Source organism: Banduia mediterranea, assembly GCF_031846245.1.
Taxonomy (GTDB): Bacteria; Pseudomonadota; Gammaproteobacteria; order Nevskiales; family Nevskiaceae; genus Banduia; species Banduia mediterranea.
Genome location: NZ_JAVRIC010000003.1, coordinates 73,542 through 87,816 on the forward strand (window position 1 = coordinate 73,542; position 14,275 = coordinate 87,816).

A 14,275-nucleotide genomic window follows, 5' to 3' on the forward strand; every position below is an offset into this window, starting at 1 on the left:
TTTGCCTGGAACAGCACGCGCCCTTAGCCCCGGCACTCTTCCAGGATATCCATCTCCGGTTCGTAGGCATCCGTCCGGATACGGAACAAGCCAAGCACCGAGTGAAACAGGTTGTCGTGCGAGTACGAAATATCGGCGTTGCCCAGCAGACAGTGACGCCGAAGGCCGGCATGGGCTTCAAGCTGCGGCGACAGCCACAGCATGAACGGCACATGTGTCTGTTCGGCCGGCGCCAGTGAATAGGGCATGCCGTGCAGGTACAGACCGTTCTCCCCCAGCGATTCGCCGTGATCGGATAAATAGAGCATCGCGGTATCCAGGCTGTCCGCGCGGCGACGCAACTGCGCAATCGCCTCGGCCAGGATGTCGTCGGTGTAGACGATCGTATTGTCGTAGGCGTTCACGATCTCGGGCTGGCTGCAGGTCTGCACCTGCTGCGTGCGGCAATCCGGCGTGAAGCGGCGGAATGCCTCCGGATAGCGGCGATAGTAGGCCGGGCCGTGGCTGCCCTGGGGATGCAGCACGATCAGCGTATCGCCCCGCAGGTGATCCAGGATCGCGCTCAGCGAGCGAATCATGACGCCATCCTGGCAACCATCCTCATCGCACAGATCGGGCGCGACACCATGGCTGAGATCCTGAAAATCGGTGCCGACGCAGACGCCCTTGCAACCACCGTCGTTCTCGCGCCAGTAGACCGATACGCCAGCCGTTTGCAGTACCTGCACGAAGTCCACGTTAGCTTTGGCCTTGTCGTGACTGAACTCGCTGCGCGGCAGGCGGGAAAACATGCAGGGCACCGACACCGCCGTCGCCGTTCCGCAGCTCGTGACCTGGGTGTAGTTGATCAGCAACGGCTCGTCCGACAGGCGTGGATTGGTGGTCCGCGCGTAGCCATTCAGCTGAAAATTGGCGGCGCGCGCGGTTTCGCCGACCACCAGCACCAGTACGGTCGGCTTGGCGGTGACCGTGGCGGCTGCCTGCGTCGCGGTCCGTCCTCGCGGATCGGGAGCGGCCGCTTCGCGACTCGGCAACAGCTTGCGCGCCGACCATACCGGATAGTAGGGGTTCAGCAGGTAACGCAGCTCGTTGTGCTGGCGCGCCACGAACGAGATGTATTTGTAGTGCGTGAATAAGACGCCGACACCGATCATCAGACTCAGTATCGCCGTGATCAGACGTAGCGGAACTTCGCGGCTCAGAGCACCGTGGCGGATCGGTGTGCGCCACAGCAGCACGCAGGGCAATACACCGAGCAGGCCAAGATAGATCAGCAACCGTGGCGACAGCAGTTCGGCGGCCTCACCGGCATCGGTCTCCAACACATTGCGCAACATCGAATCGTTGATGATCACGCCGAACGCATCCATGAAATATGCGCAGGCCGCCGCGACCATCAGGATCAGGCTCAGCATCGGCTTGAGCAGCCATCGCAGAGCCAGCAGCGAAAACAGCGCGTTGTAGATCATCACCAGGGCGATGAAGACGATGCCGTACATCGCCACTGCTTCCATGGACTCGGGCGGCGTGTCGCGGTAAAGCGAGGCCCAGAAGTGAAAGTTGTCGAAGATCACCACGAACAGGGCGCACAGCAGGGTGACCGCTGCGGCCGGCCGCCCTGCACGAATCGGCACGCGCTCGCTACGCTCGGCGGTGCGGGTGTCACGAACTGTCTCGGTATTGAACATCGACGCTGGCGGTCTGCTGTGGGGAACAGGCAGACAGCGCAGCGACAGTGCCAGCCGGACGCCACATCCCGAACTCGCGCCATCTGATTGTTTCAGCAACGATTATCTGAGATTCTCGGTTCGGATTCGGCCGCTTCCACCGCCGCATGAAATGTCGAAGGTGCAAGAAAAGTCGACACTTGCTGCGCGACGGGATGCTCGCGCGGGCCGATACGCCGTAAGCGGCTTATCGCGCCGAAAACGCCCGCCGCCTACAATCGACGGATGCCCTTCTCCCTGGACCAAAGCACCGCGCTGTGCCGTCTGCTGTCCGATGCCAGCCGCCTACGACTCCTGCTGCTGCTGGAACGCCACGAGCTCACCGTGGCCGAGCTGACCGACGTCACCGGCCTGGCGCAGAGTCGGGTCTCCACGCATCTGTCGCGGCTGCGTCGCGCCGGGCTGGTCGGGGACCGCCGGGTCGGCGCGTCCTCGTACTACTGCGCGCAGCCGATCGGTTCGGACGACCCGGCCGCCCAGGTCTGGGCGCTGCTGCGCGAACGCATCGATGATGTGCAGGCCGGACTGGATTTCGAACACGCCGAACAGGTGATTCGCGCCCGCCACGCCGGCCAGTCCTGGGCCGAGACCGTGGCCGGACGCATGGAACTGCACTACTCACCGGGGCGAACCTGGGAGGCGACGGCGCGCGGCCTGATCACCCTGCTCGACCTCGGCGATGTACTCGACATCGCCAGCGGCGACGGCGTGCTCGCGGAATTGCTATCCGGCCAGGCCCGCTCGATCACCTGCATCGACGTCAGCGCCGCGGTGCTCGATGCGGCCGCCAAACGCCTTCAGGCCGTGGACCGCGTGAGTCTGATCCGGGCGGACATGCATGCCCTGCCGCTGCCGGCCGCCGCCTACGACCAAGTGTTCCTGATGCATGCCCTGGCGTTCGCTCAGGCGCCGCAAACCGTGCTCGGCGAAGCGGCGCGCGTACTCAAACCGGGCGGCTGCCTGATCGTCACGGCGCTGAACCAGCACGAACATTCCGTGGCCGCCGAAGCCTACGACCACGTCAATCTGGGCGTGACGCCGCAAACCCTGCGCGCCTGGCTCAGCGACGCCGGGCTCGAGGTGCAAAGCTGTCAGATCAGTTCGCGCGAAAACCGCCCGCCCTACTTCGAGGTGCTCACCGCACTGGCGCGTCGGCCGGGCTGATTTCGGTGGCGGCCGCGCGCGCCACCTCGCGCAGCGAAGCCATCAGCAGGGGCAGCGTCCGCCGCCCCGACTGGATATGCCCGGCCCAGCCCTGGCTCGCCTCGATCAATCCTTCCGGCCGCTTCAATCGCCGTGAAATTCGATGCAGCGCACGGTCCAGACCGGCCTCGCGCCGATAGGACAGCAACAGGCGCTGAAACAGCCAGGGCTGCGGCACCCAGCCCCCTGCGTCCCGGAACGCATCGGCCGCCCCGGCCAGGGCCAGCGAGGCCCGGCGCGTGAACTGCTCCAGCGGCTCCTCGCTGTACCGGGACCAGTCCAGGGCCAGGCAGTGATCGAACAGCATGTCCACGATCACCGGCGCATAGCGTCTTTTCGGTGACGGAAATTCACGGATCAGGGCGTGCACATCCGGGTGTGCATCGGTGCTCGCATCTACGCTGCGATGCAAACGAATCGATGCTTCCAGGTTGGGGGTGAAGCGCCCCTCCAGATTGCCCCGCACCATGTCGCCGAGCAGCGCGCCTTCCAGCGGCAGGCCGGCCTCGTCCGTCAGCAGCAGATGCGCGAGGAAGTTCATGGCCCATTGTAGGATGCGATACCGACGCCACGCTGTTCGGAACGGTCACTCGCGTTCGCGGCGGATCCACAGGCGGTAGCGCTTGTCCTCGAACACCGGATGCCAACCGGCAATCGCATCCACGTCGCGCTTGCGCCGCGCCCAGCACGCAGCTTCGGGGGGTGCGACCACGCCGCTCAGTGGGTGCACCCGGTCGCCGCCGTACAGCCTTGCCGAGAACGGTGGATCATCCGTAAAGAAGACCGGCCGTTGCGGGCCCGGGTATCGATCACATTGCGCGATCAGATCGCGCTCGGATCGCAAGGCGAAGCCACCGAACGCATGGACCAGCATGGCGGCGAACAGCAACAGCGGCGCCACACTCGACATCAGCAATAGCATCCCCGAATTCTGCTGTGGCCGAGCGCATAGCCCACGTGACAACCACACCGCCAGCGGCATCGCGCTCGGCAGCAGATAGGTCGAGAGGATGTTGTGCGCGGCGGTGAAAAACAGCGCTGGCCAAAGCGCCCAGGCCAACAGCAACCAGCCCTCGAGGTCCTCGCGGCGGCCCCGCCAGGCCAGAGGAGCCAGCGGCAGCCACGGCAGGAACGCCGGAATCGCCAGCAGCCAGATCTTGCCGAGCGGCTGAAGATGCGCGCTGCCGTAGCGATCGCCGGCCCAGCCCGGCTCAAGATAGCGACGCCAGTGTTCCCCGACGATGAAATAGTCGATGAAACCGGGCGTCTTGAGTTCCGCGGCAAGGTACCAGGGCACGGTCAGCAGCCCGCCGAGCAAACAGGCCAGGCACAGCAAGCCGATTGCTCTGAAACGCTTGCTGCCGAGCAGCCATGCGCTCAGCAAGGCCGGTGGACCACCCAGCACCACCACCAGCGGCCCTTTTGCGAGCATTCCGATGGCCACACCCAGCGTGATCGTCAGCAGCGCGATCACGCTGGATCGATGGCACTCGAAGCTGCCGACCACAATCAATCCCAGGCCCAGCGCCAGCCAGTTGTCGGTCAGCACGGAACCGGATGTGACGAAGAACAGCACACCCGACACCAGCATCAGGGACGCCAGGTTGGCGATGCTGGCGCCGTAACGACGGCGCGCCCAGACCACAGTCAGCAAGGCCAGCAAAGCACTGGGAATCCAAGTGCCTGCACGCGCCGTGAACTCGCCGAATCCGAACAGCTGCATCAGTCCGCCGGTTGCCCAGAACAGCAGCGGCGGCTTGCCCCAGAACGGAACGCCGGACGCGAACCACGGCGTGATCCAGTCGCCCGAATCCGCCATCAGTCGCGCCACCAGCGCGTAACGCGCCTCCGTGGTGTCGGTCAGCGGATACAGCGGCAGGCTCAGCAGGCGCAGCGCCAGCACCGCGATCGCGGCGAGCGCGTAGCGACGCGCCGCCGTCTTTGGGAACAGCATCATACCGACTGGCGTTCGAGCCGATCCGACTGCTGCCGCGCCGGGCGATAGGACTGCCGTAGATACAGCGGGCGCTGCTTGACCTCGGTGTAGATGCGCCCGACGTACTCGCCGAGTATGCCCAGCCCGCACAGTTGCAGGCCACCGATGAAGAAGATCGAAACGATCAGCGTCGGAAAGCCATCCACGGATTCGCCGAACAACACGGTCTTGCCGGCATAGACCAGCGCCATCACCAGTGCGAAGCAGGCGGCCAGCATGCCGGCGACACCGGCAAAGCGCAGCGGCAATACCGAGAACGAGGTCAGGCCGTCCGCAGCCAGTCCGATCAGTTTCATCAGCGGCCAGCGCGTGTTGCCGGCGGCACGCGCCGGCCGTTCGAATTCGAGTTGCACCTGCGGCATGCCGATCCAGGCGAACAGGCCCTTCATGTAGCGATTGCGCTCCGGCAGCGTGCGCAGGGCCAGAACCGCGCGCCGCGACATCAGTCGGAAGTCGCCCACGTCGACCGGAATCGGAATTTCCCCGACCCGCGCCAGCAGGCGGTAATACGCGGCTGCCGCGATGCGCTTGCCCGGACTGTCGCCGTTGCGGGAGCGGCGTTTCATGACGATCACGTCATTACCCTGAAACCAGGCGTCGAGCATGCGTGGCAGTTGCTCCGGCGGGTCCTGCAGGTCGGCGTCCATGACCACGACGACTTCGGCTTCGGCATGGTCGAGCCCGGCGGTCATTGCCGCCTCCTTGCCGAAGTTGCGCGACAGTTGCAGCAGGCCGATGCGCGAATCCGTCACCGCCGCCCGTTCGATCCAGGCAAGGCTGCCATCGCGGCTGCCATCGTCGACGAACAGGATTTCCGGCACCACGGGCAGCATCGTCAACACTGCACCGAGGCGTTCCAGGAACAACGGCAATACATCGATCTCGTTGTGTACCGGCACCACCACGCAAAGACTGGGGCGTGCCGGGCGCGGCAAGCCGGCGACCGGCGCAACCAGCGGGGTTCGCGCGTTCATCGAAAGCTCCAATGCCGGTTCGCCAGAAAGCCTGCGAGGAATACGCTGGCCGTGGCGGCAATCTGCGCCGGCCAGGCCCCGATCCGCGGAGCCAGCGCGGCAAGCAGCGCAGCGTTGCCGAGTGCGACAGCCAAAGCCGTGATCGCGAATCTCGGCAGTGCGCGCGCATGTCCGCCGCGACGGCCGAAGGTCCAGGCGTGATTGAGTCGGTAGCTGAGCGCGGCGCCCGCCGGCGCGCCCAGCGCGGTCGCCGCAATCGGACCACTCCACCGGAGCAGCGCGGCGAACACCAGATAGTGCGCAACGGTCGCGGCGATCGATACGCTCAGATACCGGCCGACAGCCGTGCGGTGACGCGGGCCGGCGGCGCCGGCATTCGCGCCGAGGGATGCCATGTTTGGGGCCATGAAAGCTTGCGGTCCGAATGGGGCGAGGATTTTCGCCCGGGTCTGACGGCTCTATGGCAATCGCAGTGCCAGCGTGAAGCGGCCCGGCATCATCGATTCAACTTTTTGTTTTTACGGTTATTTTTACTAAATCGAGGCGCTGAGCCTCCCTCCGGGAAATGCAGGCTTGCAAGCCGCGTCGACAATTCTTGCGGGGTTTTCCGCGGTGCTCACGGAGCCGGGTCCGCGCATGGAGGCACTGTCTCGAAGGGCAGACGCCGCCCGCGCTCGTCGAGCAGAAACAGCACGCTGACATCACCGGCGACGTGACAGGCCGAGACATAACCAATGGCATTGGCCGTGGCGGCAACAAAGGCCAGCATCGCTGCCTCCGAGGCAAGCACGTAGGGCGGCGATACGCCCTGGAAGTACATTTCGTTCCAGTAATCCTGCATCTGCTCGGGTTTCAATCCCAGCACCGTGCGCGAGAAACGCAGACGCAGCGGATGATCCGCCGGCAGGTTGATCGGCTCGATGCGGCTGCCGTCCGCCCAGTGCAGACGCTTGCGACGATAGATCAAAGTCAGAGCGTCGGGGTCGATCGCCTCGCGGGCATGCTCGGCGGCGACGATGACGGCGATCGGCACCGGTTCGGCATGCAGCGGCGCCATCGCCGCCAGCAGGCATAAGCCGGCCAGCCAGCGCCTCATCCGGATGCTTGCGTTTCGCATTGCGCGGCTCAGAACAGAACCGCGAAAGACGTGAGCAGACCCTCGTCCACGCCGATATCGTTCTCGACGGCATAGCGATATTCGGCCTTGAACACCCACGCCGGACTGTAGCGCCAGGTGAGGCCACCGATCTGCAGATGCACGCCTCGGTCGAAATCGACCTTGTTGAGATATTCGGTGCGCGCCACCGCGTACAGGCGCTCGCTCAGCGGAGCCACCAACTGCACGTAGTAACCACGCTCATCGGCGCGTTCCGCTGCTTGCTGCAGGCGGCGATAAACCCATTCGCCCTGGAGTTCCCAACGGTGATATTTCCAAACGAAGTCCACGCCGAACATTTCCTTGCGCTCGTCCGGCGTCAGTTCCTGTTCGAACGACGCGAAGGAGGTGCCGATCTGCGTATGCACATCGAACGAGTAGTTCAGGCGGATGCCATAGGCTTCCTTGAAGGTGTCGAGCTCGGGATTGGGAAACAGCTCCTCCCCGATCGAACCATAGATCGAATAGTCGATCGCACGGTGGAACAGCGGCACCACGCCGAAGATCATGGCGCCCGTCGCATTGGTGGGGAACGTGGAATCGGTCATCAGCGGCCGTGAGGTGGTCCAGACCAGCGGCGCGGCGTGGATCAGGTTCCAGCGGCCGATCGGCGTCAGATACTTGCCGACCCTGAGCTGCAGGAAGTCCGACCGCGTGTAGTCGACATGCAGCCGTTCGAGGCTGACGTAGGCCTCGTCGGTGGTGCTGTCACCGGGCGAAAGGATCAAGGAATCCTCCAGCTCCACCTCGGCGAAGAAGCGCCAGCGCGCGCCGTCGTCCCAGTTCAGCAACAGGCTGATGCTGTCCAGCGTGGCGCGCCAGCGCTCGGCGTTGTCGTTCTCGTCGATGAAACTGACTTCGCCGTAACCGCCGATGCGCGCACGGGTGCCCGGCACGGTATAACCGCGCGCCAAGCGATTGTCGGAATTCTGGGGCAGCTCGGGCTGCGGCGTCGGAACCGGCACTTCGTCCGCAGCGGCATCAGTCTGCGCGAACGCCTGAACGTTCGCGCAGACCAGACCAGCTGCCAACAGCGCCGCCCACAGCTGCCGCCGCCGTAGCGCTATCATTTTCGAGTCACTCATGATTCAAACCACTCCGGTCCCCAGCCCCAGCATGGACAGCCAGAAGCGGCGCTACTCTACGCGGCACCCGCGCGCGATCGCCACCGGTATCCCGGCACGGTGACGATACGCAAGACGCTGCTGCTCGCCTTTCTCGCGATCAGCCTGCTGCCGGCGCTGGCTCTGGGGGCGCTGTCGTTCTCGCAGATGCGAGCCTCGATGCAGCAGGAGATCGAGAGCAACCTGCAAAGCCGCGCCGAGTCCGTGTCCGCAGACATCGACCGCATGCTGTTCGAGCGCCTGCAGAACGCGGTGACCTGGAATCATCTGCAGGTGATGCAGGATCTTCGCATCGACGATGTGGACAAACGCGTGTCCGCGTTCCTCGGCGAGGTCAAACAGCGCTACGGCGGCGTCTACAACCTGATCTACTGCGTGGACGCAGACGGTCGTGTGCTGGCATCCAGCGACGCCGGGCAGATCGGCCGCGTCGAGCCCTCGTCATACGCCTGGCTGCAGGCAAAGCTTCCCGGCGGCGTGGTCTGGATCGAACGCCCGCAGCGCGACCGTCCGGGTGGACCGGCCACCTTCACCATCCGCACTCGCATACCGTCACAGTTCAGCGACGGTGAACTCGGCGAGCTGGTCCTGCGTTTCGACTGGACGCAGATCGAGGGTCTGCTCGATCAGGCCGCGGAGGATCGGCGCGGTGTCATCGTCGCCGATGCCGACGGTCGCGTGATCGCGGCCTCGTCGCTGCTGGCGCCGCGCGCCGTGACCGCCTCGCTGCGCGACTGGGTGACTCCGCGCAACCGCGCCGCAGTGATGCTGCGCGATGGTGCCCCGCTGATCGACGGCAAGATCATCGTCGGTATCGACCGCTCGCAGGGTTACGAGCACTTCGCCGGCTTCGGCTGGACCACGATGGTGCTGCAACCGCTCGGTCAGGCGCTCAAACCGGTCCATCGAATGAGTCTGGTGTTCGCCGCGCTGATCGCCGGCATCGCCGCGATTTGCGTGCTGATGTCCTCGGCCGTGGCCAGCCGCCTGTCGCGGCCCATCGCCGCGCTCACCGACTACACCCGCGGCTTCATCCTCAGCGGACGCACCACGCCCCCGCCGCCCGGTTCCGGCGGCGAGATCGGGCGGCTGCGGGATACCTTCGTGCAGATGGTCGAGGACCTCGAACGCTCGCGTGAAGCGCTGATCCGGGCGTCGAAGCTGGCGGCGCTGGGCGAAATGTCGGCGGTGATGGCTCACGAGATTCGGACACCGCTGGGCATCGTCCGCTCCTCCGCACAGGTGCTGGAACGCGAGCCCGCAATCAGTCCCGAAGGTCGCGAGCTGGTGGGTTTCATCGCCAGCGAGACCGAACGCCTCAACCGCCTGGTGTCGTCGATGCTCGACAGCACACGGGCGCGCCCGCTGCAGCTGGCGCCGACCGCGCCGGGTGGGCTGGTGCGCCGCTGTGTGGAACTGCTGAACAACCAGGCCGATGCACGCGGCGTCACGATCCGCACGCGGATCGCGGACGAACTGCCGGAAATCGAATGCGACGCCGAGCAACTCACCCAGGCCTTGCTCAATCTGCTGCTCAACGCCATTCAGATTCTGGATGCGGGTGGTCAGGTCGACGTCAGTGCACACATGCAGGACGATGGCCTGCACATCGCCGTGGCCGACAACGGCCCCGGCATCGATCCGGAGTATCGCGAGCAACTGTTCGATCCCTTCGTGTATCAGCGTGAAGGCGGCACCGGCCTGGGCCTGGCGATCGTGCGTCAGATCGTCGAGGCACACGGCGGTTCTGTCACCATACTCGATGCACCCATCAGCGGCGGCGCCGTCTTCGAGATGGTCCTGCCGCTTCAGGCCACGGAGTCATGAGCAACAAACACGTCCTCGTCGTTGACGACGAAACCAATATGCGGCGCGTGCTGGAAATCATGCTGCAGCGCATGGGCTATTGCACCGACAGCGTCGAAAACGGCGTCGCGGCACTCGAATTTCTCGACACCCGCGACACCGACCTCGTCATCAGCGATCTGAAGATGCCGGTGCTCGGCGGGCTCGGTCTGCTCGAAAAGCTGCGCGCCGGCGGCAACGACGTGCCGGTGATCGTGATCACCGCGCACGGCACGGTGGAAAGCGCGGTCGAAGCGATGAAGCTCGGCGCCTTCGACTACCTGCTGAGGCCCTTCGATGTGGATGCACTCAACCTCGCGATCCGGCGGGTATTCGCCGCCGGCGAGGTTCTGCGTCAGAACCAGTTTCTGCGCGAGGAACTCGACCGCGGCTGGGGCGGACTCATTGGCAGCAGCGAGCCGATGCGCCAGGTCTACGAACAGATCAAGCAGGTGGCCCCCACGCGCACCGGCGTGATGATCCTGGGTGAAACCGGTACCGGCAAGGAACTGGTGGCTCGCGCGATCCACCGCGAGTCGGAGCGCAGCGATCGCCTGTTCGTTCCGATCAATTGCGCGGCGATTCCGGCGGACATGATGGAGGCCGAACTGTTCGGCTTCGACAAGGGCGCGTTCACCGGCGCCGTACGCGACCGCGTCGGCAAGTTCGAACTCGCCAACGGCGGCACGATCTTTCTCGACGAAATCACCGAAATGCCGATCGCGCTGCAATCCAAGTTGCTGCGCGTGCTCCAGGAACAGACCGTGGAGCGGCTCGGCAGCAACCGCACCCTGGAACTGGACCTGCGCGTGATTGCCGCCACCAACCGCCGCCCGCAGGACGCGGTACGCGATCAGCGACTGCGTGAGGATCTCTACTATCGCCTCAACGTATTCGCGATCGAATTGCCGCCGCTGCGCGAACATCCGCACGACATTTCACTGCTGGTCGAGCATTTCGTCGCCGAACATGGCGGCCGCCGCGCACGCCTGACGCCGCGCGCCCTGGATCACCTGCAGCGCTATGCCTGGCCCGGCAACATCCGCGAACTGTCGAACATGATCGAGCGCGCCCTGGTGCTCACGCGCGGCGACACGCTGGATGTCGAGCACTTTCCGCTGGCCGCTTCGACGGCGGCCCATCCGGTGACGGGCGCGAGCAGCACGTCGACGCCGCCGCCGGATCTGTCTCTGGGCCTGGAACACGCGGTCGAAGCCCTGGAATCGCGCATGATCCGCAGCGCGCTCGAACAGACCGAGGGCAACAAGACCAAGGCCTCCGCGCTGCTCGGAATCAGTGAACGATCGATGTGGTACAAGCTGAAGAAGTACGGACTCAACTGAGTCGCAGCACGCTCACTGCCCCAGCAGCTGCCGCACCGCCGGCTCCATCCCGGTCAATCCGTAGTCACGTCCGATCTTCAGCGCATCTTCGGCGGAAGCGCCGTGCAACCAGTGCGCGCGCAGCGCCATCATCGCGCCCACACGATTGCCGGACGCGCAGTGAATCATCGTCGGCTCGCCGCCGGCGTCGGCCAGCGCCTCGTCGAGTGCCCTGACCGCCTGCGGCGTCAGGCCGACGCTTCCGGCCACCGGCACACGACGGTAGGTCACATCCAGCGATTGCAGCAGTGCCGGCTCGTCGAAACCGGCGTCCTCGCTCTCGGGACGAAGATCGATGACATGGCGAAGCCCGGCATTCGCCGCCGCGCGCAGCTGATCGGCCGTGGGCTGGCCGCCGCTGACTCGCCCGTCCTCGGGATGACGCATGTTCACGAAATCGATTTGATCGATCTGCATTCCGGTGCCCTCCTGGGCCTGTGCGGTGGGGATCGCCGGGACCAGCAGACAGGCCAGGCTCAAGGCGTATGCCATCAAGGAATTACTGGACATGGGCTGGTGCCCCGGTCTGAATTTCAGCATGCATGCTACCTGGGTCGTGCCGGGCATGCCGCACCGTGAAGCCGAGCGCGCGGGCCAGCGACAGCATCGGCCAGTTCTCCGCGAGAATTTCTCCGAAGACCGTGTGAATGCCCTGGCGGCGTCCGTGGCGGACCAGCTCACCCAGCAGAAACCGGCCCAGGCCGACACGCGCGAAGTCCTGATGAACCAGCAATGAGAATTCGGCGCTGCCGGCATCAGGATCGGCGATCAAATGCGCCAGCGCGACGATGCGCGCGGTGCCGCGCGGAATCGCGACGAAGGCGATCTCGCGGTCATAGTCGAGCTGGGTCAGACGCGCCGCCATCGCATGCGAGAACTGGCGGATGTAACCGAAGAAACGCAGGCGGATGTTCTCCGGGTCGCTGCGTTCCAGCAGGCGGATCACCGCCGTCTCGTCGGCCGGGCGCACCACCCGGATGTGGAATTCCCGCCCCTGCTTGAGCGTCACGCCCTGCGCCAGATCGGCGGGGTACGGCGCCAGGGCGAGGCGGCGCCTGGGCGGCTCCGGCGCATCGGTCAGCGTCAAGGTGGAATCGGGCAACAGGATCGGCAGCCCTCGTGCATCCGGCGCCAGCCGCAACACCGCATTGGCGATGGCCGGCTGATCGACCAGCATCTGGCCGATGTGCACGAGCACGGCGGCGTAGGCCGCGGCGTCCCAGCCGCGTCGTGCCATCGCCGCAACCACGCCCGCTTCTTCGAGCAGACGTCGCGCCAACAAGGGGTCCAGCGGCGCAAACCCATGGGCCGCGCCACGGCCGGACCACAGCGCCGAACCGCGGACACGCAGGTACTGCCCGAATTCCTCATGCCGCAGGATCGCGACTTCGACCACCAGCGTGGAATCGGCCTTGTCGGCCGCCATCGACAGGCCGTAATGACTCATGACCTCCGCCGTCAGCGCCGGCTCCATCGCCGTGCCGTGCCGTGCCGCCGCCGCCAGCAGCCCGCTAATCTTCTCGCGGTCGATCTGTGGCAGATCCAGCGGCGGCGGGGTCTGCATCAGCAGTTCCTGCGTGCTTCGGTACTGCTGGCGATAGCGCAAGGCGCGCATCGCCTCGTCGGCCGACGCGAACGTGGGCACGGTCATCTCGCTGCTGTAGGCGCGCGCCTGCAACGCGGTCTCCAGGCCCAGCCATACGGTCAGCACGCGCGCACCCAGACCCAGCCCGGCAACCGCCTGCGCGGTCTGATCGTGTGGCTGGCCGGCGCGCGGACTGTGCATCAGCAGCACCGAGTCAACGCCCGGATCTTCGCTCAGGGCACGCACGATCCGGGCGATCGATTCCGGCGGCGCGCCGCACAGATCGACCGAGCCGGCCAGAAAGCGCGTGCCGGCGAAGATGCCGCTGATGGCCGTGCGCGAGGACGCGGCCAGATCGGTGTACTGCAGGCCGTGACGACCGATCGCGGCCAGACCCAGCGCGCAGACCCCGGCCCCGTTGCCGGCCACGATGACGCGAAATCTTTGCTGATTCGGCAATCGCTCCAGGGCCGCGATGCCGTCGAACAGGCCGCCCAGAACCTCGCACTCGATCAGACCGGCACGCTGCAGCGCGGCGCTGCGCACCGGATCGCGCAGACCGATGCCGTGCGGCGGGGTCTGCAACACCAGAACCGGCTTGTTGCGGGCGCAGGCTCGCGCCGCCGACATGAACTTGCGCGCGCTCTTGAGGCGCGACATCTGCAGGACCACGGCGTGGCTGATCGGATCCACCGCTGCGGTATCCAGCAGATCGCCGATATCGACATCCGCTTCGCCGCCGGTCACGGCCACCCATGAAAAGCCGAGTTCACGCCCGGCCGCCCAGTCCAGCGCCGCCGCCGCTACCGACGACGACTGCGCGATCAGGGCGACCCGCCCCTTGCCGATGGGCTGTTCATAGGTGGTGGCGTTGAGTGCGAGCCCGGGCCAGGCCACGCCACCGGAGCGCGGCCCCAGAATGCGAACCCGTTGCGGTCGTGCCGCCTCAAGCACGGCCTGCGACGGCGCCTCATCGGCACCCCACAACAGCGCACGGCAGCCACTTTCGATCAGGCGTCCGAGCGTGGCAACCGGCAGGCTGTCGGGCTCGAAGACGATGCCCAGCTCCACGATCGGCGGGGTATCGGCCTGGGCGCTGCCCCAGCCCTCGCGGTCGAAACCGAGGGTGTAGCGTTGCAGCACCGGCTTCGAGCGTTCCAGATTGGCGAGTATCTGCCGATGGCTGGCGGTACGTGGCGCACCGCAGATCACGATCCGCCGAGGGCGCAGCAGAAAGTCGAGATTGCGGATCGTCATTCAGGGGGGTCCGATCTGCGCCGCGT

12 protein-coding genes are annotated in these 14,275 nt (G+C 65.8%); 3 read left to right on the forward strand and 9 right to left on the reverse strand.

The features are described 5' to 3' along the window. Positions 1-23: 23 nt before the first annotated feature. Positions 24-1,688 (reverse strand): phosphoethanolamine transferase, encoded by a 1,665-nt coding sequence (locus RM530_RS02985; protein WP_311363725.1) that lies wholly within the window; start codon positions 1,686-1,688, stop codon positions 24-26. A gap of 264 nt (positions 1,689-1,952) precedes the next feature. On the opposite strand from RM530_RS02985, the gene RM530_RS02990 reads away from it, so the two are divergent. Then, positions 1,953-2,891, forward strand: coding sequence for an ArsR/SmtB family transcription factor (locus RM530_RS02990; protein WP_311363726.1), 939 nt, complete (start codon positions 1,953-1,955; stop codon positions 2,889-2,891). Here RM530_RS02990 and RM530_RS02995 read toward each other — a convergent pair. The 6 genes from RM530_RS02995 to RM530_RS03020 all read right to left on the reverse strand — a co-directional run bounded on the left by RM530_RS02995 (position 2,863) and on the right by RM530_RS03020 (position 8,141). Then, positions 2,863-3,471, reverse strand: coding sequence for an acyl carrier protein phosphodiesterase (locus RM530_RS02995; protein ID WP_311363727.1), 609 nt, complete (start codon positions 3,469-3,471; stop codon positions 2,863-2,865). The two genes, RM530_RS02990 and RM530_RS02995, sit on opposite strands and share 29 nt — an antisense overlap. Before the next feature lie 45 nt (positions 3,472-3,516). Continuing rightward, positions 3,517-4,887, reverse strand: coding sequence for an ArnT family glycosyltransferase (locus tag RM530_RS03000; RefSeq protein ID WP_311363728.1), 1,371 nt, complete (start codon positions 4,885-4,887; stop codon positions 3,517-3,519). Beyond that, positions 4,884-5,900 (reverse strand): glycosyltransferase, encoded by a 1,017-nt coding sequence (locus RM530_RS03005; RefSeq protein WP_311363729.1) that lies wholly within the window; start codon positions 5,898-5,900, stop codon positions 4,884-4,886. The genes RM530_RS03000 and RM530_RS03005 overlap by 4 nt, the downstream gene beginning before the upstream one ends. Further along, on the reverse strand, positions 5,897-6,295 hold the full coding sequence (locus tag RM530_RS03010; protein ID WP_311363730.1) for a GtrA family protein: 399 nt from the start codon (positions 6,293-6,295) through the stop codon (positions 5,897-5,899). The genes RM530_RS03005 and RM530_RS03010 overlap by 4 nt, the downstream gene beginning before the upstream one ends. Positions 6,296-6,516: 221 nt before the next feature. Then, positions 6,517-7,017: a hypothetical protein gene (locus tag RM530_RS03015; protein WP_311363731.1), complete on the reverse strand. Its 501-nt coding sequence runs from the start codon at positions 7,015-7,017 to the stop codon at positions 6,517-6,519. A gap of 8 nt (positions 7,018-7,025) precedes the next feature. After that, a complete protein-coding gene (locus tag RM530_RS03020; RefSeq protein WP_311363732.1) occupies positions 7,026-8,141 on the reverse strand; it encodes a porin in 1,116 nt (371 codons plus the stop codon). Between the two features lie 99 nt (positions 8,142-8,240). Here RM530_RS03020 and RM530_RS03025 point away from each other — a divergent pair, with 99 nt between their 5' ends. Together RM530_RS03025 and RM530_RS03030 are read left to right on the forward strand one after the other, a co-directional pair. After that, a complete protein-coding gene (locus tag RM530_RS03025) occupies positions 8,241-10,007 on the forward strand; it encodes a sensor histidine kinase (RefSeq protein WP_311363733.1) in 1,767 nt (588 codons plus the stop codon). Then, the gene (locus RM530_RS03030; RefSeq protein ID WP_311363734.1) at positions 10,004-11,368 is read left to right on the forward strand and encodes a sigma-54-dependent transcriptional regulator; all 1,365 of its coding nucleotides are present in this window, start codon (positions 10,004-10,006) and stop codon (positions 11,366-11,368) included. Before RM530_RS03025 ends, RM530_RS03030 begins: the two co-directional genes overlap by 4 nt. A 12-nt stretch (positions 11,369-11,380) precedes the next feature. Here RM530_RS03030 and RM530_RS03035 read toward each other — a convergent pair whose 3' ends face one another. Together RM530_RS03035 and RM530_RS03040 are read right to left on the reverse strand one after the other, a co-directional pair. After that, positions 11,381-11,917 carry a protein tyrosine phosphatase family protein gene (locus RM530_RS03035; protein ID WP_311363735.1) on the reverse strand — a complete coding sequence of 179 codons (537 nt, stop codon included), beginning with the start codon at positions 11,915-11,917 and terminating at the stop codon, positions 11,381-11,383. Beyond that, the gene (locus RM530_RS03040; protein ID WP_311363736.1) at positions 11,907-14,249 is read right to left on the reverse strand and encodes a bifunctional acetate--CoA ligase family protein/GNAT family N-acetyltransferase; all 2,343 of its coding nucleotides are present in this window, start codon (positions 14,247-14,249) and stop codon (positions 11,907-11,909) included. The genes RM530_RS03035 and RM530_RS03040 overlap by 11 nt, the downstream gene beginning before the upstream one ends. Between the last annotated feature and the right edge of the window lie 26 nt (positions 14,250-14,275).

Excerpts from the sequence above, each read along its gene's own strand:
- RM530_RS03020 (WP_311363732.1), bottom strand. The coding sequence starts at position 8,141 with ATGAGTGACTCGAAAATGATAGCGCTACGGCGGCGGCAGCTGTGGGCG.
- RM530_RS03000 (WP_311363728.1), bottom strand. The coding sequence starts at position 4,887 with ATGATGCTGTTCCCAAAGACGGCGGCGCGTCGCTACGCGCTCGCCGCG.
- RM530_RS02995 (WP_311363727.1), bottom strand. The coding sequence starts at position 3,471 with ATGAACTTCCTCGCGCATCTGCTGCTGACGGACGAGGCCGGCCTGCCG.
- RM530_RS03030 (WP_311363734.1), top strand. The coding sequence starts at position 10,004 with ATGAGCAACAAACACGTCCTCGTCGTTGACGACGAAACCAATATGCGG.
- RM530_RS03010 (WP_311363730.1), bottom strand. The coding sequence starts at position 6,295 with ATGGCATCCCTCGGCGCGAATGCCGGCGCCGCCGGCCCGCGTCACCGC.
- RM530_RS03005 (WP_311363729.1), bottom strand. The coding sequence starts at position 5,900 with ATGAACGCGCGAACCCCGCTGGTTGCGCCGGTCGCCGGCTTGCCGCGC.
- RM530_RS02990 (WP_311363726.1), top strand. The coding sequence starts at position 1,953 with ATGCCCTTCTCCCTGGACCAAAGCACCGCGCTGTGCCGTCTGCTGTCC.
- RM530_RS02985 (WP_311363725.1), bottom strand. The coding sequence starts at position 1,688 with ATGTTCAATACCGAGACAGTTCGTGACACCCGCACCGCCGAGCGTAGC.
- RM530_RS03040 (WP_311363736.1), bottom strand. The coding sequence starts at position 14,249 with ATGACGATCCGCAATCTCGACTTTCTGCTGCGCCCTCGGCGGATCGTG.
- RM530_RS03035 (WP_311363735.1), bottom strand. The coding sequence starts at position 11,917 with ATGTCCAGTAATTCCTTGATGGCATACGCCTTGAGCCTGGCCTGTCTG.
- RM530_RS03015 (WP_311363731.1), bottom strand. The coding sequence starts at position 7,017 with ATGCGAAACGCAAGCATCCGGATGAGGCGCTGGCTGGCCGGCTTATGC.